Below are 19929 nucleotides of genomic sequence, written 5' to 3'. Positions count from 1 at the left end.
GTTTTTTTTATTGCTTCGAACGATGAAAAACCTTGACTTTCAATTATCAGAATAATAATCTTTAACATGTTAGTAATTTAGTGTATGAAAGTGAGTGTAACAATGAATGCAGTAATAGTGGCGGTAGCCGTTATGTTAATATTAAGCCTACTTCGCATCAATGTCGTTCTTTCTTTAGTGCTAGGAGCGTTTGTAGGCGGCCTTACAAGCGGAATGAGCATTGAGGCAACAGTAGAATCATTTACAGAAGGGTTAGGGGCAGGTGCAACGATAGCATTAAGCTATGGCTTACTTGGCGCCTTTGCCATCGCCATTGCCAAAACAGGGATACCTGAATTGATGATTACAGGGATGCTAAAGATTTTAAATAGTGAAAGCAATCGCAAAGGTTTAGTAAAGGTCTTAATTTTTTTCCTTATTTTCTTGATGTCCATTTTATCTCAAAATGTCATACCTATTCATATCGCCTTTATTCCACTATTGATTCCTCCTGTTTTAAAAATTTTAAATATGCTAGAGGTCGATCGACGTCTAGTGGCAACCTTAATTGCAGTGGGCTTAATCGGTACTTATAGCTTTGTACCAGCTGGCTTTGGAGCGATCTTTCAAGATATCGTTGCTACACAGGTGTCTGAGGCTGGGATGGTAGTATCCTCACGTGATGTTCCTGTGGCAATGGCGATTCCAGTGCTAGGTATGTTGGTTGGATTATTTACAGCCTTTATTGTATATCGTAAGCCAAGGCATTATAAAAATAATGAAATAGAGGCTGATTCTCTTCATGTTAATGTAAGCAAATTTGTGATGTTTTCCACAGCCTTTGCATTAGTCGTATCATTATGTGCTCAAGTGTTAACAGATTCTATGATTGTTGGTTCCTTTGCAGGTATTATGGTTATGTATTTTACAGGGGCGCTGAAATGGAAAGAGGCAGATGACATTCTATCTGAAGGAATGAAGATGATGGCCTTTATAGGATTTGTTATGATTGCCGCAAATGGCTTTGCTGCGGTCATTAATGCTACTGGACATGTGGATAGCTTAATTACAAGCTCTATAACTATTTTAAAAGGAAATAGAAGTTTAGCGGTATTTATTATGTTAGTCATAGGATTAGTTGTGACAATGGGGATTGGTTCTTCCTTTGCAACAGTGCCAATTATCGCGACACTATTTGTTCCTCTTGCACAAGGGTTAGGAATGAGCCCATTAGCGATCCTCTGTTTAATAGGTACAGCAGGAGCTTTAGGCGACGCAGGCTCTCCAGCATCAGATTCTACATTAGGTCCAACAGCAGGATTAAATGTAGATGGACAACATCATCATATTTGGGACACCTGTGTTCCTACTTTTATATTCATTAACATTCCACTAATTCTATTTGGTTGGATTGCATGTGTGTTCTTTCTATAGAAGTAAGAAGGGGTACTAAAGGGGTACTACTATTTAAAAAGACTTCATAGTTATTTGAAATGTTCGACATTGTTGCTTGATAACCTTAGGTGTTGCAATATGTAGTGAAATTTTATATACTAATAAACGGCTTAACAAAGCGAAGTAATAGTAGTACTAAGAATATCTGCAACATTTAAAAGAATTTAGCGAAAAGACTTGCTTATTCTTTTTTTATTGTATATAATGTTGAATGTTGGTCTTTGACTGCGATGAAGCGAGAGGTTGCCGACACACCCGGCCGCTTTGCCATGGCGGTGTGTGGGAAAATTTTCGTGGAGAATGTCTAGAAAATAGGCGAGAAGGAGGGAAAATAATGGCAAAACAAAAGATTCGTATTCGTTTAAAAGCGTATGATCACCGTATTTTAGATCAATCTGCTGAGAAAATTGTGGAAACTGCAAAACGTTCAGGTGCAAGTGTATCAGGTCCGATTCCACTTCCAACTGAGAAGTCTGTGTACACAATTCTTCGTGCTGTTCACAAGTACAAAGATTCTCGTGAACAATTCGAAATGCGTACGCATAAACGTCTGATCGATATCGTTAACCCAACACCACAAACTGTTGATGCGTTAATGAAACTTGATTTACCATCTGGCGTTGATATCGAAATCAAACTTTAATGGTAAAAACAATATAACTTTTTAAAACTTACAGGAGGTGTGACAAATGGCTAAAGGAATCTTAGGTAGAAAAATTGGTATGACACAAGTTTTCGCTGAAAACGGCGATTTAATCCCGGTAACAGTTATCGAAGCTACTCCAAACGTAGTACTTCAAAAGAAAACTGTTGAAACAGACGGCTACGAAGCAATTCAAGTTGGTTTCGAAGATAAGCGCGTTAAGCTTTCTAACAAACCACAACAAGGTCACGTAGCAAAAGCGAACACTGCTCCTAAGCGCTTCATTCGTGAATTCCGCAACGTGAACGTGGAAGAGTACGAAGTTGGTCAAGAAGTCAAAGTAGAAATTTTCGCAGAAGGCGATGTAATCGATGTAACAGGTGTTACTAAGGGTAAAGGTTTCCAAGGTGTAATTAAACGCCACGGACAATCTCGTGGTCCTATGGCCCACGGTTCTCGTTACCACCGTCGTCCTGGTTCAATGGGTCCAGTTGCTCCGAACCGCGTATTTAAACAAAAGAAATTACCTGGTCAAATGGGTGGCAATGTAGTTACAATCCAAAACTTAGAAGTCGTGAAAGTTGATACAGATCGTAACTTACTACTTGTTAAAGGTAATGTTCCTGGTTCTAAAAAAGCTCTAGTTACAGTAAAAACTGCAATTAAAGCTAAGTAATCACTTAAGGAAAGGAGGAAACAGGAATGACAAAAGTATCTGTACTTAGTCAAACAGGTGCTTCAGTTGGTGAAATCGAATTAAACGATGCGATCTTCGGAATCGAGCCAAATGAAGCAGTATTATTCGACGCAGTAGTAGCTCAACGCGCTTCTCTACGTCAAGGTAATCACAAGGTTAAAAACCGTTCTGAAGTTGCTGGTGGTGGTCGTAAGCCATGGCGTCAAAAAGGAACTGGTCGTGCTCGACAAGGTTCTATCCGTTCTCCACAATGGCGCGGCGGTGGTATCGTATTCGGTCCTACTCCACGTAGCTATTCTTATAAATTACCTAAAAAAGTTCGTCGCTTAGCTCTTAAATCTGCTTTATCAGCTAAAGTAGTAGAACAAAACTTCTTAGTTCTTGATGCTCTAACTCTAGCAGCACCAAAAACAAAAGAATTCACAAAAATCCTTAAAGATCTTTCTTTAGAGAAAAAATCTTTATTCGTAACTGCTGACCTAGATGAAAACGTAGCATTATCTGCTCGTAACATCCCTGGTGTAACAGTTTTAACTGCAAATGGAATCAACGTTCTTGATCTTTTAGGTCACGAAAAAGTTGTATTCACTAAATCTGCAGTAGAAAAAGTTGAGGAGGTGCTTGGATAATGGAAGCACGTGATATTTTAAAACGTCCGGTCATTACTGAGCGTTCTTCAGAACTTATGGCAGAGAAAAAGTATACTTTCGAAGTAGACACTCGCGCTAATAAAACTCAAGTAAAAGACGCTGTAGAAGAAATCTTTGGTGTAAATGTTGAGAAAGTAAACGTTCTTAACTACAAAGGTAAATTCAAACGCGTTGGCCGTTACGGTGGTTACACTAACAAACGTCGTAAAGCGATTGTTAAATTAACTGCTGATAGCAAAGAAATCGAATTATTCGAAATGTAATCCCTAGTGGATTTATGATTTGAACACTCAAGAAGGAGGGAAAACACAATGGCGATTAAAAAGTATAAACCTACCTCTAATGGTCGTCGTAACATGACGTCATTAGACTTTGCGGAAATTACAACTAACAAGCCTGAGAAATCATTGCTTGAACCAACTAAACGCAAAGCTGGTCGTAACAACCAAGGTAAAATCACTGTTCGTCATCATGGTGGTGGTCATAAGAAGCAATACCGTGTTATCGATTTCAAACGTGTTAAAGATAGCATTCCGGCAAAAGTTGCTACTATTGAATATGATCCAAACCGTTCTGCGAATATCGCATTAATCAATTACGCTGATGGAGCAAAAGCTTATATCTTAGCACCTAAAGGTCTAGAGGTTGGTCAAACAATCGTTTCTGGTCCGGATGCTGATATTAAAGTAGGTAACGCTTTACCATTAGCAAACATTCCAATGGGTACTACAATCCATAACATCGAGTTAAAACCTGGTAAAGGTGGACAATTAGTACGTTCTGCTGGTACTTCTGCTCAAGTACTTGGTCGTGAAGGAAAGTACGTAATCGTTCGTCTTCAATCTGGTGAAGTACGTTTAGTGTTAGCTACTTGCCGCGCTACAATCGGTCAAGTTGGTAATGAACAACACGAACTTGTACACATCGGTAAAGCAGGTCGTAGCCGTTGGTTAGGTAAACGCCCAGAAGTTCGTGGTTCTGTAATGAACCCTAACGATCACCCACACGGTGGTGGTGAAGGACGTTCTCCAATCGGACGTAAATCACCAATGACTCCTTGGGGTAAACCAGCACTTGGTTACAAAACTCGCAAGAAGAAAAACAAATCGGATAAATTTATCATCCGTGGTCGTAAAAAATAAAGTGGTTAAACTACGGTTCTATGTGAGAGCCGTGGTGGAATCACAGAGGGAGGTTCCTACATGGGTCGCAGCTTGAAAAAAGGACCTTTTGTCGATGACCACTTAATAAAAAAAGTGGAAGTACAAGAGGCTTCTGAGAAAAAACAAGTTATCAAAACTTGGTCACGCCGTTCTACAATCTTTCCGAACTTTATCGGTTTAACGATTGCTGTATATGATGGACGTAAACATGTTCCTGTATACGTAACAGAAGATATGGTAGGCCATAAACTTGGTGAGTTCGCACCGACACGTACTTACAAAGGTCACGGTGCAGACGACAAGAAAACAAGACGCTAATTTTGAGAGGAGGTAAATCCTAATGACACAAGCTAAAGCTATCGCTCGTACAGTACGCATTGCTCCTCGCAAAGTACGTCTAGTTGTAGACTTAATCCGAGGCAAGCAAGTTGGTGAGGCAGTTGCAATTTTACGTCATACTCCAAAAGCGGCGTCTCCAGTCGTTGAGAAAGTATTAAAATCTGCAGTTGCTAATGCTGAGCACAACTACGATCTTGACATCAACTCTTTAGTAGTTTCTGAAGTGTTCGTTGATGAAGGTCCAACTTTAAAACGTTTCCGTCCACGTGCGCAAGGACGTGCAAGCGCAATTAACAAACGCACAAGCCACATCACTCTAGTGGTATCTGAGAAGAAGGAGGGTTAATCCGTGGGTCAAAAAGTACATCCAATAGGACTACGCGTTGGTATTATTCGTGACTGGGAGTCAAAATGGTACGCTGAAAAAGACTATGCAACTCTACTTCACGAAGACATCAAAGTGCGTAAATATATTGAAACGGCTCTTAAAGACGCTTCTGTTTCTAAAGTGGAAATCGAACGTGCTGCAAACCGTGTAAACATTACAATTCACACTGCGAAACCAGGTATGGTAATCGGTAAAGGTGGTACTGAAGTTGAAAATCTTCGTAAATACCTTAGCGAGTTAACTGGTAAACGTGTACACATCAACATCATTGAAATTAAACGTGCAGATCTTGACGCTCGTCTAGTAGCTGAAAACATCGCTCGTCAATTAGAAAACCGTGTATCATTCCGTCGTGCGCAAAAGCAAGCGATCCAACGCACAATCCGTGCTGGTGCAAAAGGAATTAAAACACAAGTATCTGGTCGTTTAGGTGGCGCTGATATCGCGCGTGCTGAACACTATAGTGAAGGAACTGTTCCACTTCATACTCTACGTGCTGACATTGATTATGCACACGCAGAAGCTGACACTACTTACGGTAAATTAGGCGTTAAAGTATGGATCTACCGTGGTGAAGTTCTTCCTACGAAGAAATCTGTGGAAGGAGGCAAATAATATGTTATTGCCTAAACGCGTAAAATACCGTCGTGAACACCGCGGAAACATGCGTGGCGAAGCGAAAGGCGGCAAGGAAGTATCTTTCGGCGAATGGGGCTTACAAGCTCAAACAGCTAGCTGGATTACTAACCGTCAAATCGAATCTGCACGTATCGCGATGACTCGTTACATGAAACGTGGCGGTAAAGTTTGGATTAAAATCTTCCCACATAAACCTTACACTAAAAAACCTCTAGAAGTCCGCATGGGTTCTGGTAAAGGTTCTCCTGAAGGTTGGGTAGCAGTAGTAAAACCAGGAAAAATTATGTTCGAAATTGCTGGTGTATCTGAAGAGATCGCACGCGAAGCACTTCGTTTAGCATCACATAAGCTTCCTGTTAAATGTAAGATCGTAAAACGTCAAGAAACTGGTGGTGAATCTAATGAAAGCTAATGAAATCCGTGACCTTGCCACTTCTGAAATTGAATTAAAAGTGAAATCACTGAAAGAAGAGCTTTTCAACCTTCGCTTCCAATTGGCGACTGGTCAATTAGAAAACACAGCTCGTATTCGTGAAGTGCGTAAAGCAATCGCGCGTATGAAAACTGTTATTCGTGAAAGAGAAATCAGTGCAAATAACTGATAAAGGAGGTTTTCAAGTATGACTGAGCGTAACCAACGCAAAGTTTACACGGGCCGCGTTGTTTCAGATAAAATGGACAAAACTGTTACTGTTTTAGTTGAAACTCACAAAAAGCACAAGCTTTACGGTAAACGTGTAAAATACTCTAAAAAGTTTAAAGCTCATGATGAGCAAAACCAAGCGAAAATCGGTGATATCGTACGTATCATGGAGACTCGCCCGCTATCAGCTACTAAACGTTTCCGTCTAGTTGAAGTTGTAGAAAAAGCGGTTATTATTTAATAACTATTTCGGAACAACCATTTCCGAAGGGAGGTAACCTAAGTGATCCAACAAGAAAGTCGTATGAAAGTTGCTGACAACTCAGGTGCACGTGAAGTTCTTACAATTAAAGTGCTTGGTGGCTCTGGCCGTAAAACTGCTAACATCGGTGATATCGTTGTTTGTACAGTTAAGAAAGCAACACCAGGTGGCGTTGTCAAGAAGGGTGACGTTGTTAAAGCTGTTATCGTTCGTACTAAATCAGGCGTTCGTCGTAAAGACGGTACGTACATCAAATTTGATGAAAATGCTTGTGTAATTATTCGTGATGATAAATCACCACGCGGAACTCGTATTTTCGGACCTGTTGCACGTGAATTACGTGACAGCAACTTCATGAAAATCGTTTCTCTAGCTCCAGAAGTTCTTTAATTTCATGATAGTGCCAATCAAGGAGGTGCGACAGCATGCATGTAAAAAAAGGTGACAAGGTTAAGGTTATCACTGGTAAGGACAAAGGCAAAGAAGGAGTAATCCTAGCTGCTTTCCCTAAACAAGATCGCGTTCTTGTTGAAGGTGTTAATATCGTGAAAAAACACGTTAAACCTAACCAATTGAATCCACAAGGTGGGATTGTAAGCCAAGAGGCTGCAATTCACGTTTCGAACGTAATGCTAATCGATCCTAAATCTGGCGAGCCGACTCGTGTAGGTTATAAAATCGAAAACGGTAAAAAAGTTCGTGTTGCAAAAAAATCAGGTGCAGTAATCGACTAATTAGTAAATAAAAGAAGGGAGGTACACACATGAGCCGCCTAAAAGAAAAGTATTTAAACGAAGTTTCTCCTGCTCTTATGAGCAAATTTGGATATAAATCAGTTATGCAATTGCCGAAAGTTGACAAAATCGTTATCAACATGGGTGTTGGTGATGCTGTTCAAAACTCTAAAGCATTAGATGCAGCTGTAGAAGAATTAACAATTATCACTGGTCAAAAACCAGTAGTAACTAAAGCGAAAAAATCGATCGCTGGTTTCCGTTTACGTGAAGGTATGCCTATCGGTGCTAAAGTTACATTACGCGGTGAGCGTATGTATGAATTCTTGGACAAATTAATCTCAATTTCACTTCCTCGTGTACGTGACTTCCGTGGTGTTTCTAAAAAAGCATTCGATGGTCGCGGTAACTACACTCTAGGTGTTAAAGAGCAATTAATTTTCCCAGAAATCGATTACGATAAAGTTTCAAAAGTACGCGGTATGGACATCGTGATCGTAACGACAGCGAACTCTGACGAAGAAGCTCGCGAGTTATTGACACAATTCGGTATGCCGTTCCAAAAGTAATCAAACAAGGAGGGCGAAAACGTGGCTAAAAAATCTATGATCGTTAAACAACAACGTAAGCAAAAGTTTAAAGTGCAAGAATATACACGTTGTGAACGCTGTGGCCGTCCACACTCTGTATATCGCAAATTCAAACTTTGCCGTATTTGTTTCCGAGAACTTGCATATAAGGGACAAATTCCTGGCGTGAAAAAAGCCAGCTGGTAATCCCCTAATTTGGGAAGGAGGTAAATGTAATGACAATGACTGATCCGATTGCAGATATGCTTACTCGCATTCGTAATGCGAACATGGTTCGTCACGAGAAGTTAGAAGTACCAGCTTCCAACGTGAAAAAAGAAATCGCTGAAATTTTAAAGCGTGAAGGTTTCGTACGTGACGTAGAATACGTGGAAGACAACAAGCAAGGTATTATCCGTATCTTCTTAAAATATGGTAAAGATAACGAGCGTGTTATCACTGGCTTAAAACGTATTTCTAAACCTGGTCTACGCGTATACGCAAAAACAAATGAAGTTCCTAAAGTACTGAACGGTCTTGGTATCGCTTTAGTGTCAACTTCACAAGGTTTATTAACAGATAAAGAAGCTCGCGCTAAACAAGTTGGCGGCGAAGTTCTAGCATACGTTTGGTAATTAGCAATAAATGAATGGAGGTGCAACTAAATGTCTCGTGTAGGTAAAAAAATTATCGAGGTACCAGCTAACGTAACTGTTACTGTTGCAGCTGACAACACTGTTACTGTTAAAGGTCCTAAAGGCGAACTTGTTCGTTCTTTCCACCAAGATATGAAAATTGAGCAAGAAGGTAACGTAATCTCAGTATCACGTCCTTCTGAATCAAAAGAACACCGCACAAACCACGGTACTACTCGTGCGCTTCTAGCGAACATGGTTACTGGAGTTTCTGCAGGTTTCGAAAAAGCTTTAGAACTTATCGGTGTTGGTTACCGTGCGCAATTACAAGGCAAAAAACTTGTACTTAACGTAGGTTACTCTCACCCAGTAGAGTTCACACCTGAAGATGGTCTTGAAATTGAAGTTCCTTCTAACACTAAAATCATCATTAAAGGTATTAGCAAAGAGCGCGTTGGTGCTCTAGCATCTAACATCCGTGACGTTCGTCCACCAGAGCCATATAAAGGTAAAGGTATCCGTTACGAAGGCGAATACGTTCGTCGTAAAGAAGGTAAAACAGGTAAATAATGCTGCTTAAGCATTAGAAAGGAGTGACCCTTGTGATTACGAAACAGGATAAAAATCAAGTTCGTAAAAAACGTCATGCGCGAGTACGTTCTAAAATTTCGGGTACTGCTGAGCGTCCACGCTTAAACGTATTCCGTTCTAACAAGAACATCTACGCTCAACTTATCGATGACGTAGCAGGCGTAACAATTGTTAGCGCATCTTCTCAAGAAAAAGGTTTTGAAGGTGCTGGTAGCAATGTTGAAACTGCATCAAAAATCGGTGAAACAATCGCGAAACGCGCTGCGGAAAAAAATATTACTGCTGTAGTTTTTGACCGTGGTGGTTACTTATATCATGGACGCGTGAAAGCTTTAGCTGAAGCTGCACGTGAGAATGGTTTAGAATTTTAATAAGAAGGAGGGACACATTTCATGAGTCGAATTGACGCAAACAAACTTGGAGAACTTGAAGAACGCGTAGTTACTATTAACCGTGTTGCTAAAGTTGTTAAAGGTGGACGTCGCTTCCGCTTCACAGCACTTGTTGTTGTTGGCGATAGAAACGGTCATGTAGGTTTCGGTACTGGTAAAGCTCAAGAGGTTCCAGATGCTATCCGTAAAGCTGTTGAAGATGCGAAGAAAAACTTAGTAGAAGTGCCACGTGTTGGTGGAACAACTCCACACCTAGTGCTTGGTCGCTTCGGTGCAGGAGAAATCCTAATTAAACCTGCTGCTCCTGGTACAGGGGTTATCGCTGGTGGTCCAGTACGTGCAGTACTAGAACTTGCTGGTATTACTGATATTCTTTCAAAATCTCTTGGATCTAACACACCAATCAACATGGTGCGTGCAACTGTTCAAGGTTTAACTGAATTAAAACGCGTAGAGGACGTAGCAAAATTACGTGGTAAATCAGTGGAAGAAATATTAGGATAAGGGGGGAAAGATAATATGGCTAACAAATTAGAAATCACCCTTACTAAATCTGTGATTGGTACTAAACCTGCTCAACGCAAAACTGTTGAAGCTCTAGGTTTACGTAAATTACACCAAACTGTAGAGAAAGCTGATAACGCAGCTACTCGCGGTATGCTTGATAAAGTAGCTCACTTAGTTACTGTAAAAGAAATTTAATTTCTAATTAATGAACAAGGAGGTGCCACCCACTATGAAACTGCATGAGTTAAAACCAGCAGAAGGTTCTCGTAAGCAACGCAACCGCGTTGGTCGTGGTATCGGTTCTGGTAACGGTAAAACAGCAGGTAAAGGTCATAAAGGTCAAAACGCTCGTTCTGGTGGCGGTGTACGCCCAGGCTTTGAAGGCGGTCAAAACCCATTATTCCGTCGTTTACCAAAACGTGGCTTTACGAACATTAACCGTAAAGAATACGCGATCGTTAACCTTGATGCTTTAAACCGTTTCGAAGACGGTGCAGAGGTAACAACTGCATTATTACTTGAAACTGGTCTTGTGAGTAATGAAAAAGCTGGAATTAAAGTTCTTGGCAACGGAACTCTTAACAAAAAGCTTACTGTAAAAGCTCATAAATTCTCAGCTTCAGCTAAAGAAGCAATCGAGAATGCCGGCGGAACTACTGAGGTGATTTAATGTTTCAGACAATCTCTAACTTTATGCGTGTTCGAGATATAAGAAATAAAATCATTTTCACACTTTTAATGTTAATCGTTTTCCGTATTGGAACATTCATTCCAGTGCCTAACGTTGACGCAAATGTATTAAAGGCAACTGATGAGTTTAACCTCGTTGGTTTCCTGAATACTTTTGGCGGTGGTGCTTTAAAGAACTTCTCTATCTTCGCGATGGGAATTATGCCTTACATCACAGCCTCAATTATTGTTCAGTTATTGCAAATGGACGTAGTACCGAAGTTTGCTGAATGGGCAAAGCAAGGTGAAGTCGGAAGACGTAAACTTGCACAATTCACTCGCTACTTTACTATTATTCTTGCTTTCATCCAATCATTCGCAATGTCATTCGGTTTTAATAGAATGTATGGCGGATCATTGATTAAAGAAGAAGGGATTCTAACATATGTTACAATCGCCATTGTATTGACAGCGGGGACAGCTTTCCTTGTATGGCTTGCAGAGCAAATTACTGCACATGGTGTTGGTAATGGTATATCTGTTGTAATCTTCGCAGGTATCGTCGCAGCATTGCCTACAGGAATGAACCAAATCTTTGCACAGCAAATCGAGGGTGCTGGTGATAAATTATTTATCAATATTGTAGTCCTTGCATTGCTTGTATTGGTTTTACTCGCAGTTGTAGTTGGAGTTATATACGTGCAACAAGCACTTCGTAAAATTCCAATTCAATATGCAAAACGAGTTACTGGACGTAATCAACAAACTGGTGGTCAACAAACACATTTACCTTTAAAAGTAAATGCTGCAGGGGTTATTCCGGTAATCTTTTCAGTAGCGTTTATTGTTACACCACGTACGTTAGCTACGTTCTTTGGTCAAAATGACGTAACAACTTTCATTGAAAACACGTTTGATTATACGAAACCTGTTGGAATGATTATTTACGTTGCATTGATCGTCGCGTTCACATATTTCTATGCATTCGTACAAGTGAATCCTGAAAATGTGGCAGACAACTTGAAAAAACAAGGTGCTTATATTCCGGGTATTCGTCCTGGTGAAAACACTCAAGCGTATTTAACAAGCGTGTTATATCGTCTAACATTTGTTGGTGCGATATTCTTAACTGTTATTGCTGTAATGCCGATTTTATTCATTAACTTTATGAATTTACCTGCCTCAGTGCAAATCGGTGGTACTAGTATTATTATCGTAGTCGGCGTAGCGCTGGAAACGATGAAACAGCTAGAATCTCAACTTGTTAAACGTCACTACAAAGGCTTTATGAAATAATGTTGGTTTTTAGGGAACGTTCCATCGTTTCCTTAAATCAGCAAACCTTTGGTGGGAGGAATATTTCCTAATGAATATCGTTTTAATGGGTCTGCCAGGTGCTGGTAAAGGTACTCAGGCAGATAAAATTGTTGAGAAGTACGCGATTCCTCATATTTCTACAGGCGATATGTTCCGTGCTGCTATTAAAGAAGGTACAGAACTTGGCTTACAAGCTAAGTCGTTTATGGATCAAGGTGCTCTAGTACCGGATGAAGTAACGATTGGTATTGTTCGTGAGCGACTTGCTAAACCTGATTGTGAAAAGGGCTTCCTATTAGATGGTTTCCCACGTACTGTTCCTCAAGCTGAAGCTTTAGATAGCATTCTTGCTGATCTTGGTAAGGCAATAGAACATACTTTAAACATTCAAGTTGAAAAGGATGAGTTAATTGCTCGTCTTTCAGGTCGACGCATTTGTAAAACTTGTGGCGCATCCTATCATTTAGTTTTCAATCCTCCAGCTGAGGAAGGAAAATGTGATAAAGATGGTGGCGAGCTTTACACACGTGCCGATGATAATCCTGAAACGGTTGCGAACCGTCTGGAAGTTAATATGAAACAAGCACAACCTTTACTTGATTTCTATCAATTAAAAGGTGTGTTAACTAATATAGATGGACAGCAAGATATAAACAAAGTGTTTGCTGATCTTGATGCTCTTTTACAGGGCAGCCGCAGCTGATACCCGGCTCCGGGCGCAGAATACTGCTTCCGCGGGAGGCATGCGGGAGCAACAACGAAACATAATTTTTTTGAGAGTTGCAAAAGCATATTGTGCCCGGTATATATTTCTTCTAAAAAGTGCAACATATCTTTTGGAGGAGTATAATGGGTTTCGTGGAAGCATCTGTGTAACGGGTATGAATATCTCATCAAAGACATTCCGGTATTCGTGTAAACATGGGAGTTACAGTGCCCTTATAGGTTCTGGATATTCCGTGGATTGTGTGAAGCGAAACCAGACGAGCGTCTTTCAAACATCTCTCATACAATCCAAACATATGTTGAAACGAGGTTGCTTCTATAGTTGCAGCAGATATCCGTTTGATGTAACGATGAGAACTTTAATTTGCATATAGAGAGGAGACAGAGTAGATGGCGAAAGATGATGTAATTGAAGTCGAAGGGACAGTTGTTGAGACTTTGCCAAACGCGATGTTTAAGGTAGAATTAGAAAATGGACATGTGATTCTAGCACACGTATCTGGTAAGATTCGTATGCACTTTATCCGTATTCTACCTGGAGATAAGGTTACTATCGAGTTATCTCCTTATGATTTAACTCGCGGTCGTATCACATACCGTTTTAAATAATCTTTTGCGCTCCGGACTACTAAGGAGGTTAGGTTAGATGAAAGTGAGACCATCTGTGAAACCGATCTGCGAAAAATGTAAAGTAATTCGCCGACGCGGTAAAGTAATGGTAATCTGTGAAAATCCTAAACATAAACAAAAACAAGGTTAATTCTAAAGGAGGTGCACAACGTACATGGCACGTATTGCTGGTGTTGATATTCCTCGCGACAAACGCGTGGTAATTTCATTAACGTACATTTTCGGTATTGGTAAAACTACAGCTCAGAAAGTACTAGCTGACGCAGGTATTTCAGAAGATACACGCGTACGCGACTTAACTGAAGATGAGTTAAACAAAATCCGTGAACAATTAGATTCTTACAAACTTGAAGGTGACTTACGTCGCGAAACTTCATTAAATATTAAACGTCTGATGGAAATCGGTTCATTCCGTGGTATCCGTCACCGTCGTGGCTTACCTGTTCGTGGCCAAAATACGAAGAACAATGCGCGTACGCGTAAAGGTCCTCGTAAAACTGTAGCGAACAAGAAAAAATAATTGGTAAAGGAGGTTCCTTCTTAACATGGCTCGTAAACAACAAACTCGTAAACGTCGTGTGAAAAAGAATATCGAATCTGGTATCGCACACATTCGTTCTACATTTAACAATACAATCGTAACGATTACAGATATGCAAGGTAACGCTGTATCTTGGTCAAGTGCTGGTGCTCTTGGTTTCCGTGGTTCACGTAAATCTACACCATTCGCTGCTCAAATGGCTGCAGAAACTGCTGCTAAAACATCCCTTGAACATGGTCTGAAAACGTTGGAAGTAACTGTTAAAGGTCCTGGTGCTGGTCGTGAAGCTGCAATCCGTGCACTTCAAGCTGCTGGTTTAGAAGTAACTGCTATTAAAGACGTTACTCCAGTTCCTCATAATGGTTGCCGTCCGCCAAAACGTCGTCGCGTGTAATGGGTGCGTCTCATATTGTATGAGAACATCATTTTTTGTACAGACTGTCTTGTGCAGATAATAAACGATACGTCATTGACGATCGAATCTATGATGGAAAGAACCTATACATTCGATGTTTTGAAGGAGGGTAAATAAAATGATCGAAATTGAAAAACCAAAGATTGAAACGGTGGAGATCAGCGAAGATTCCAAGTATGGAAAGTTTGTTGTAGAACCGCTTGAACGCGGATATGGAAACACTTTGGGTAATTCTTTACGTCGTATCCTTCTGTCTTCATTACCAGGAGCTGCTGTCACGTCCATTCAAATTGATGGCGTTCTTCACGAATTCTCAACTGTAGAAGGCGTAGTAGAAGATGTAGCTTCAATCATTTTGAACGTGAAAAAACTAGCTCTTAAAATCTACTCTGACGAAGAAAAAGTTATTGAGATTGATGTAAAAGGCGATGGTACAGTTACGGCTGCTGACATTACACATGACAGTGATGTAGAAATTTTAAACCCTGATCTATATATTGCAACAATCGCTAAAAACGGTCATTTACGTATGCGTATGTACGCACAACGCGGCCGTGGTTACACTCCTGCTGATCAAAACAAACGTGAGGATCTTCCTATCGGCGTGATCCCGATCGACTCTATTTACACTCCAGTATCACGCGTCAATTTCCAAGTGGAAAATACTCGTGTAGGTCAGTCTTCTGACTACGATAAACTTTCTCTTGATGTGTGGACAGATGGCAGCATCGGTCCGAAAGAGGCGATTTCGCTCGGAGCAAAAATTTTAACCGAGCATCTTAACATCTTCGTTGGCATGACAGATGAGGCACAAACTGCTGAAATCATGGTTGAAAAAGAAGAAGATCAAAAAGAAAAAGTTTTAGAGATGACTATCGAAGAACTTGACCTTTCTGTTCGTTCTTATAACTGCTTAAAACGCGCTGGTATTAACACAGTACTAGAACTTGCGAATAAGTCAGAAGATGACATGATGAAAGTTCGTAACCTTGGACGTAAGTCACTAGAAGAAGTAAAAGCGAAGTTAGAAGAGCTTGGTTTAGGATTACGCAAAGAAGACTAAGCGATTTAAACAAAACTAACAAGGTCAGATTTTTTTCTATAAAGGAGGGAAACATCCATGGGTTACAGAAAACTTGGTCGTACAAGTTCTCAACGTAAAGCGATGTTACGTGACTTAGCTACTGATTTAATCATCAACGAGCGTATCGAAACTACTGAGGCTCGCGCTAAAGAAGTACGTAAAGCTGTTGAAAAAATGATTACTTTAGGTAAGCGCGGAGATTTACATGCACGCCGTCAAGCTGCTGCATTCATCCGTCGTGAACTAGTAACAACGACTGATGCAGAAGGTAACGAATCAACATCATTTGCACTTCAAAAGTTATTTGATGATGTTGCACCACGTTATGCGGAGCGTCAAGGTGGTTACACTCGTATTCTTAAAGTAGGTCCTCGTCGTGGTGACGGTGCACCTGTAGTTGTGATTGAACTAGTTTAATCATAAGAGAAAACTTGTGGTGAAGAGGGTGGGAATCACCACCCTCTTTCTTTATAAATGATTTATACGACAAATAATTAAGCTGAGCGTTATGATGAGCGGACACTAAGGTGTGGCGTCTCGTTTAGCTCTCCGCACCTCATTCAGGAGAGATAAGGGCTTGAGCACCCTTATTTCTTGAAAATGTAACGACTAGCGCATTTCTATTGAATGAGGTGCGCGCTTTTTTATTACTAAGGATAGCGCCAATTTGTGGTGCTTTTTTTAATATATGGGTTTCGTGTTTTCCCCAATCACAGCATGACGAGATCGTTTCATTATTTTAGTATTTTACTTTTATCGACATAAGGATTGTAGTAGAATTCATACATAAAAAAGTGTAAGTTAGTTAGTAGAGCTGAGCATGTAGAGAGGAGTTCTAGAAATGCCTGAAATTTTATCTTTAAATAATGTGACTTTTTCATATACACCAGAAGAACCAACTAGTCGTAATGCTGTCGAAAATGTTAGCTTCGCCGTTGAAGAGGGAGAATGGATTGCTATAGTAGGACATAATGGTTCTGGAAAATCGACCATAGCAAAGTTGATGAATGGTTTGCTATTTCCTCAAAAAGGAGATGTCCGCATTTTACGAAAACCATTAAGTGAAGAAAACCTTTGGGAGTCCCGTTCTCTCATGGGTATGGTTTTTCAAAACCCAGACAATCAATTCGTCGGTGCAACCGTACAGGATGATGTTGCGTTTGCATTGGAAAACAACGGCGTGCCTTTTGAAGAAATGGTACAGCGTGTTCATGCGGCACTGGAACAAGTAAAAATGAGCCACTTTTTAGATCATGAGCCACACCATTTATCGGGAGGGCAAAAGCAACGTGTCGCGATTGCAGGAGCACTTGCGTTAAAGCCGAAGCTTCTTATATTAGATGAAGCTACTTCTATGCTAGATCCGCAGGGACGTGGAGAGGTATTACAAACTGTTCAAACTTTACGTGCTGAAACAGGACTTACTGTCCTATCCATCACCCATGATTTAGAAGAGGCGATGCTAGCAGATCGTGTACTCTTTATGAATGATGGGAAGAAGTTTGCAGAAGGTATCCCTGCTGAAATATTTGCTCTTGGGGACAAGCTAGTGGAATTTGGACTAGACTTGCCATTTGCACTAAAGTTATCAAAGCTATTGCAAAAGGAAGGTGTTCCATTAATGGGACAACATATGACAGAAGAAGAGTTGGTGAATGATTTATGGACATCAAACTTCAACAAGTAAGCTATGCTTATGCACAAGGGACGCCTTTTGAAAAACGGGCACTATTCGATGTAAAATTCGATATCCCATCACACACCTATCAAGCAATTATTGGTCATACGGGTTCCGGTAAATCAACTATTCTCCAGCATTTTAATGCGCTTCTAAAACCTACTTCAGGAGAAGTACATATCGGGGATCGTGTAGTTGTAGCCGGAAAAAAAGCAAAGGATTTAAAAGCTGTACGACAAAAGGTCGGCATCGTCTTTCAATTCCCTGAGCATCAATTATTCGAAGAAACGGTGTTAAAGGATATTATGTTTGGTCCCATGAACTTTGGCGTACCAGAAAAGGAAGCCGAAGATCGGGCACGAGAACTTGTCAGCTTAGTGGGGTTACCAGAAGACGTTCTAGATAAATCTCCGTTTGATTTATCGGGAGGTCAAATGCGTCGAGTAGCGATAGCAGGTGTTTTAGCGATGGAGCCTGAAGTAATTGTGTTGGATGAACCTACCGCAGGCTTAGATCCACGTGGTCAGAAAGAAATTATGGATATGTTTTATCAGCTTCATCAGGAACGTCACCTGACAACAATTCTAGTGACGCATAGCATGGAAGATGCTGCTCGATATGCTGATAATATTGTGATTATGCATGAAGGTAAAAATGTTTTAAGTGGAACACCGCGAGATATATTTAAGGATGTTGATACATTAAAGAGCTTCCGCTTAGAGCCACCACGCATTGTACGCTTTCAACAAAAGATAGAGCAAATGATGGGGAAACCCTTATCAAAAGTTTGCTTAACCGAAGAAGAACTTGCAGCTGAAATTGCTCAAGTGCTAGGAGAGGAGCGTGCGGAATCATGATGGAAAAAATGATTTTTGGACGCTACTTACCTGGAGATTCTCCCGTTCATAAACTGGATCCACGCTCTAAGCTAATCTTTGTTTTTGCTTTTATTATTATAGTATTTTTGGCCAATAATACAGTGACGTATGCTATGCTCTTGGCATTCACGCTTCTTGTTGTATTAATATCACGAATTCGCTTGTATTTTTTGATAAATGGTCTTAAACCGGTTCTCTTTTTAATGGCCTTTACCTTCTTGCTTCATATTTTTATGACGAAGGAAGGCGTTCCCGTTTTTGACTCGAAGTATATTACCATATACGATGAGGGGATTAGACGGGGGATTTATATTTCAGTACGTTTTCTAGTATTAGTATTTATAACATCTATCTTAACTTTAACAACGTCACCGATTTCCATTACAGACGGTATTGAAGTCCTTTTAAATCCTCTGAAGGTATTGAAAGTACCTGTCCATGAATTAGCTTTAATGATGTCGATTTCTTTACGCTTCATTCCAACTTTAATGGATGAAACAGATAAGATTATGAAAGCACAAATGGCACGAGGCTCTGATCTATCCTCAGGCCCAATAAAAGACCGTATTAAAGCTGTAGTGCCATTACTAGTACCTCTTTTTGTCAGTGCATTTAAACGGGCTGAAGATTTAGCCACAGCGATGGAAGTAAGAGGCTATCGCGGAGGGGAAGGGCGTACTAGATATCGTAGGCTAAAATGGGATATGGGTGATACATTTGCGCTTGTATTATTAGTAGCAATAGGTGTATTGCTATTCTTCTATAGAAGCTAAAGGAGTATGCTTTATGCGACGATTAAAAGTAATTATTAGCTATGACGGCACACTTTTCTCAGGCTATCAAGTACAGCCTGGGGAACGCACCGTGCAGGCAGAAATAGAACGTGTATTAGCCATTATGCATAAAGAGGAAAAGGTGAAGGTAACCGCAAGTGGACGTACAGATGCTAGGGTTCATGCAACAGGGCAAACATTGCATTTTGATACACCACTAGCCATTCCAGCTGACAAGTATCGCAAAGCTTTGAATGTGCAGCTCCCTAGAGATATTCGCGTAATGTCTGTAGAAGAAGTAGAACATGATTTTCATGCACGCTATAGTGTAACTGGGAAGCGATACCGTTATATTTGGTCCTGTGAGCCTATTCAAAATCCATTTAGGAGACATTATACAGTTGAGACAAACGGGGTCAAACCGGATGTAGTTGCCATGCAGAAGGCTGCTCAAGCTATCATTGGGACACATGACTTTTCATGCTTCTGCGCATCCAATACAAGTGTTCAGGATAAAGTAAGGACAGTAACCTCACTACAATTTGAGTGGCATGGGGAAGAGCTTCATATGGTTATTGAAGGCAGTGGCTTCTTATATAATATGGTGCGAATTATTGCAGGTACATTGTGGGAAGTTGGTATTGATCGCCGGACGATTGAAAATATAGCACTGGTAGTTGCTTCAGAAGATCGGGATAAAGCTGGAAAAACCGCGCCACCACAAGGTTTGTACTTAGAAAAAGTGTTCTATTAGTGTCACTTTCAACCTCGAAACAACTTTACCAGGTGTTTAATGAAATTGCTTGACTTTAAAAGTCATTCATTATATGATAACAGATGGTATTTTCATTACCACCACAAATAAGCCCCGAAAACTTATAGTGTAGTTTAATGAAAAATAACGGTAATCGAATCGATTAGGAGGATATATA

Annotated in this window: 34 protein-coding genes and 1 pseudogene; all 35 read left to right on the top strand. The window is 40.4% G+C overall.

The annotated features are described in order from the left end of the window. The first annotated feature begins 102 nt into the window (after positions 1-102). The 35 genes and pseudogenes from MKY80_RS22420 to truA all read left to right on the top strand — a co-directional run bounded on the left by MKY80_RS22420 (position 103) and on the right by truA (position 19751). On the top strand, positions 103-1413 hold the full coding sequence (locus MKY80_RS22420; protein WP_036147910.1) for a Na+/H+ antiporter NhaC family protein: 1311 nt from the start codon (positions 103-105) through the stop codon (positions 1411-1413). 355 nt (positions 1414-1768) lie between these two features. Next, positions 1769-2077: a 30S ribosomal protein S10 gene (gene rpsJ, locus MKY80_RS22415; protein WP_004233624.1), complete on the top strand. Its 309-nt coding sequence runs from the start codon at positions 1769-1771 to the stop codon at positions 2075-2077. Positions 2078-2123: 46 nt separating this feature from the next. Then, on the top strand, positions 2124-2753 hold the full coding sequence (rplC, locus tag MKY80_RS22410) for a 50S ribosomal protein L3 (protein WP_025116441.1): 630 nt from the start codon (positions 2124-2126) through the stop codon (positions 2751-2753). Positions 2754-2779: 26 nt separating this feature from the next. Next, positions 2780-3403, top strand: coding sequence for a 50S ribosomal protein L4 (gene rplD / locus MKY80_RS22405; protein WP_012296062.1), 624 nt, complete (start codon positions 2780-2782; stop codon positions 3401-3403). Then, positions 3403-3687: a 50S ribosomal protein L23 gene (gene rplW, locus MKY80_RS22400; protein ID WP_008181914.1), complete on the top strand. Its 285-nt coding sequence runs from the start codon at positions 3403-3405 to the stop codon at positions 3685-3687. Before rplD ends, rplW begins: the two co-directional genes overlap by 1 nt. Before the next feature lie 48 nt (positions 3688-3735). Then, the gene (rplB, locus tag MKY80_RS22395; protein WP_008181913.1) at positions 3736-4566 is read left to right on the top strand and encodes a 50S ribosomal protein L2; all 831 of its coding nucleotides are present in this window, start codon (positions 3736-3738) and stop codon (positions 4564-4566) included. A gap of 60 nt (positions 4567-4626) precedes the next feature. Further along, on the top strand, positions 4627-4905 hold the full coding sequence (gene rpsS, locus MKY80_RS22390) for a 30S ribosomal protein S19 (RefSeq protein ID WP_089986390.1): 279 nt from the start codon (positions 4627-4629) through the stop codon (positions 4903-4905). A 22-nt stretch (positions 4906-4927) separates the two neighbouring features. After that, complete coding sequence (rplV, locus tag MKY80_RS22385; protein ID WP_004233639.1) at positions 4928-5272, top strand: 50S ribosomal protein L22; 345 nt, start codon at positions 4928-4930, stop codon at positions 5270-5272. 3 nt (positions 5273-5275) lie between these two features. After that, positions 5276-5929, top strand: coding sequence for a 30S ribosomal protein S3 (gene rpsC / locus MKY80_RS22380; RefSeq protein WP_025116438.1), 654 nt, complete (start codon positions 5276-5278; stop codon positions 5927-5929). A 1-nt stretch (position 5930) separates the two neighbouring features. After that, positions 5931-6365: a 50S ribosomal protein L16 gene (rplP, locus tag MKY80_RS22375; protein WP_025116437.1), complete on the top strand. Its 435-nt coding sequence runs from the start codon at positions 5931-5933 to the stop codon at positions 6363-6365. After that, positions 6355-6555: a 50S ribosomal protein L29 gene (gene rpmC / locus MKY80_RS22370; protein WP_004233646.1), complete on the top strand. Its 201-nt coding sequence runs from the start codon at positions 6355-6357 to the stop codon at positions 6553-6555. The genes rplP and rpmC overlap by 11 nt, the downstream gene beginning before the upstream one ends. Positions 6556-6573: 18 nt before the next feature. Then, complete coding sequence (rpsQ, locus tag MKY80_RS22365) at positions 6574-6837, top strand: 30S ribosomal protein S17 (protein ID WP_008181723.1); 264 nt, start codon at positions 6574-6576, stop codon at positions 6835-6837. A 42-nt stretch (positions 6838-6879) separates the two neighbouring features. Next, positions 6880-7248 (top strand): 50S ribosomal protein L14, encoded by a 369-nt coding sequence (gene rplN, locus MKY80_RS22360; protein ID WP_004233650.1) that lies wholly within the window; start codon positions 6880-6882, stop codon positions 7246-7248. Between the two features lie 35 nt (positions 7249-7283). Continuing rightward, positions 7284-7592 carry a 50S ribosomal protein L24 gene (rplX, locus tag MKY80_RS22355; RefSeq protein WP_004233652.1) on the top strand — a complete coding sequence of 103 codons (309 nt, stop codon included), beginning with the start codon at positions 7284-7286 and terminating at the stop codon, positions 7590-7592. Between the two features lie 29 nt (positions 7593-7621). Next, positions 7622-8161, top strand: coding sequence for a 50S ribosomal protein L5 (gene rplE, locus MKY80_RS22350; protein WP_008181719.1), 540 nt, complete (start codon positions 7622-7624; stop codon positions 8159-8161). Between the two features lie 21 nt (positions 8162-8182). Next, the gene (locus MKY80_RS22345) at positions 8183-8368 is read left to right on the top strand and encodes a type Z 30S ribosomal protein S14 (protein ID WP_004233656.1); all 186 of its coding nucleotides are present in this window, start codon (positions 8183-8185) and stop codon (positions 8366-8368) included. Between the two features lie 29 nt (positions 8369-8397). Then, complete coding sequence (rpsH, locus tag MKY80_RS22340) at positions 8398-8796, top strand: 30S ribosomal protein S8 (protein ID WP_008181717.1); 399 nt, start codon at positions 8398-8400, stop codon at positions 8794-8796. 30 nt (positions 8797-8826) lie between these two features. Next, the gene (gene rplF / locus MKY80_RS22335; RefSeq protein ID WP_008181715.1) at positions 8827-9366 is read left to right on the top strand and encodes a 50S ribosomal protein L6; all 540 of its coding nucleotides are present in this window, start codon (positions 8827-8829) and stop codon (positions 9364-9366) included. A 32-nt stretch (positions 9367-9398) separates the two neighbouring features. Next, positions 9399-9758: a 50S ribosomal protein L18 gene (gene rplR, locus MKY80_RS22330; RefSeq protein WP_008181713.1), complete on the top strand. Its 360-nt coding sequence runs from the start codon at positions 9399-9401 to the stop codon at positions 9756-9758. Positions 9759-9779: 21 nt separating this feature from the next. After that, on the top strand, positions 9780-10283 hold the full coding sequence (gene rpsE / locus MKY80_RS22325) for a 30S ribosomal protein S5 (protein ID WP_008181711.1): 504 nt from the start codon (positions 9780-9782) through the stop codon (positions 10281-10283). Positions 10284-10298: 15 nt separating this feature from the next. After that, a complete protein-coding gene (gene rpmD / locus MKY80_RS22320; RefSeq protein ID WP_004233668.1) occupies positions 10299-10481 on the top strand; it encodes a 50S ribosomal protein L30 in 183 nt (60 codons plus the stop codon). A gap of 34 nt (positions 10482-10515) precedes the next feature. Then, positions 10516-10956, top strand: a complete 441-nt coding sequence (gene rplO / locus MKY80_RS22315; protein WP_008181708.1) for a 50S ribosomal protein L15 — start codon at positions 10516-10518, stop codon at positions 10954-10956. Continuing rightward, positions 10956-12251 carry a preprotein translocase subunit SecY gene (gene secY / locus MKY80_RS22310; protein WP_008181706.1) on the top strand — a complete coding sequence of 432 codons (1296 nt, stop codon included), beginning with the start codon at positions 10956-10958 and terminating at the stop codon, positions 12249-12251. The genes rplO and secY overlap by 1 nt, the downstream gene beginning before the upstream one ends. Before the next feature lie 70 nt (positions 12252-12321). Beyond that, positions 12322-12975, top strand: a complete 654-nt coding sequence (locus tag MKY80_RS22305; RefSeq protein ID WP_008181705.1) for an adenylate kinase — start codon at positions 12322-12324, stop codon at positions 12973-12975. Between the two features lie 249 nt (positions 12976-13224). Beyond that, positions 13225-13302 (top strand): annotated as a pseudogene (locus MKY80_RS22300) (type I methionyl aminopeptidase); the annotation flags it as partial. Between the two features lie 86 nt (positions 13303-13388). Continuing rightward, positions 13389-13607 (top strand): translation initiation factor IF-1, encoded by a 219-nt coding sequence (gene infA, locus MKY80_RS22295; RefSeq protein ID WP_004233690.1) that lies wholly within the window; start codon positions 13389-13391, stop codon positions 13605-13607. 37 nt (positions 13608-13644) lie between these two features. After that, positions 13645-13758 carry a 50S ribosomal protein L36 gene (gene rpmJ / locus MKY80_RS22290; protein WP_000868344.1) on the top strand — a complete coding sequence of 38 codons (114 nt, stop codon included), beginning with the start codon at positions 13645-13647 and terminating at the stop codon, positions 13756-13758. Positions 13759-13782: 24 nt separating this feature from the next. Then, entirely contained in the window at positions 13783-14148 is a 366-nt protein-coding gene (gene rpsM / locus MKY80_RS22285; RefSeq protein ID WP_004233729.1) for a 30S ribosomal protein S13, read from the top strand. A gap of 25 nt (positions 14149-14173) precedes the next feature. Next, positions 14174-14563: a 30S ribosomal protein S11 gene (gene rpsK / locus MKY80_RS22280; RefSeq protein WP_004233731.1), complete on the top strand. Its 390-nt coding sequence runs from the start codon at positions 14174-14176 to the stop codon at positions 14561-14563. Positions 14564-14702: 139 nt separating this feature from the next. Continuing rightward, positions 14703-15647, top strand: coding sequence for a DNA-directed RNA polymerase subunit alpha (locus MKY80_RS22275; RefSeq protein ID WP_004233733.1), 945 nt, complete (start codon positions 14703-14705; stop codon positions 15645-15647). A 57-nt stretch (positions 15648-15704) separates the two neighbouring features. Further along, entirely contained in the window at positions 15705-16085 is a 381-nt protein-coding gene (rplQ, locus tag MKY80_RS22270; protein WP_008181938.1) for a 50S ribosomal protein L17, read from the top strand. A 424-nt stretch (positions 16086-16509) separates the two neighbouring features. Further along, positions 16510-17355, top strand: coding sequence for an energy-coupling factor ABC transporter ATP-binding protein (locus tag MKY80_RS22265; protein WP_089986389.1), 846 nt, complete (start codon positions 16510-16512; stop codon positions 17353-17355). Then, complete coding sequence (locus MKY80_RS22260) at positions 17331-18203, top strand: energy-coupling factor ABC transporter ATP-binding protein (RefSeq protein ID WP_008181920.1); 873 nt, start codon at positions 17331-17333, stop codon at positions 18201-18203. The genes MKY80_RS22265 and MKY80_RS22260 overlap by 25 nt, the downstream gene beginning before the upstream one ends. After that, complete coding sequence (locus tag MKY80_RS22255; protein ID WP_008181921.1) at positions 18200-18997, top strand: energy-coupling factor transporter transmembrane protein EcfT; 798 nt, start codon at positions 18200-18202, stop codon at positions 18995-18997. The genes MKY80_RS22260 and MKY80_RS22255 overlap by 4 nt, the downstream gene beginning before the upstream one ends. 13 nt (positions 18998-19010) lie before the next feature. Then, positions 19011-19751, top strand: coding sequence for a tRNA pseudouridine(38-40) synthase TruA (gene truA / locus MKY80_RS22250; protein ID WP_090002638.1), 741 nt, complete (start codon positions 19011-19013; stop codon positions 19749-19751). Positions 19752-19929: the final 178 nt, after the last annotated feature.

Origin of the sequence: Lysinibacillus sp. FSL R5-0849, from assembly GCF_038595075.1 — a bacterium.
GTDB lineage: Bacteria > Bacillota > Bacilli > Bacillales_A > Planococcaceae > Lysinibacillus > Lysinibacillus fusiformis.
Note: the sequence above shows the minus strand (reverse complement) of the source record. Positions and strands in the feature narration are given on the sequence as shown.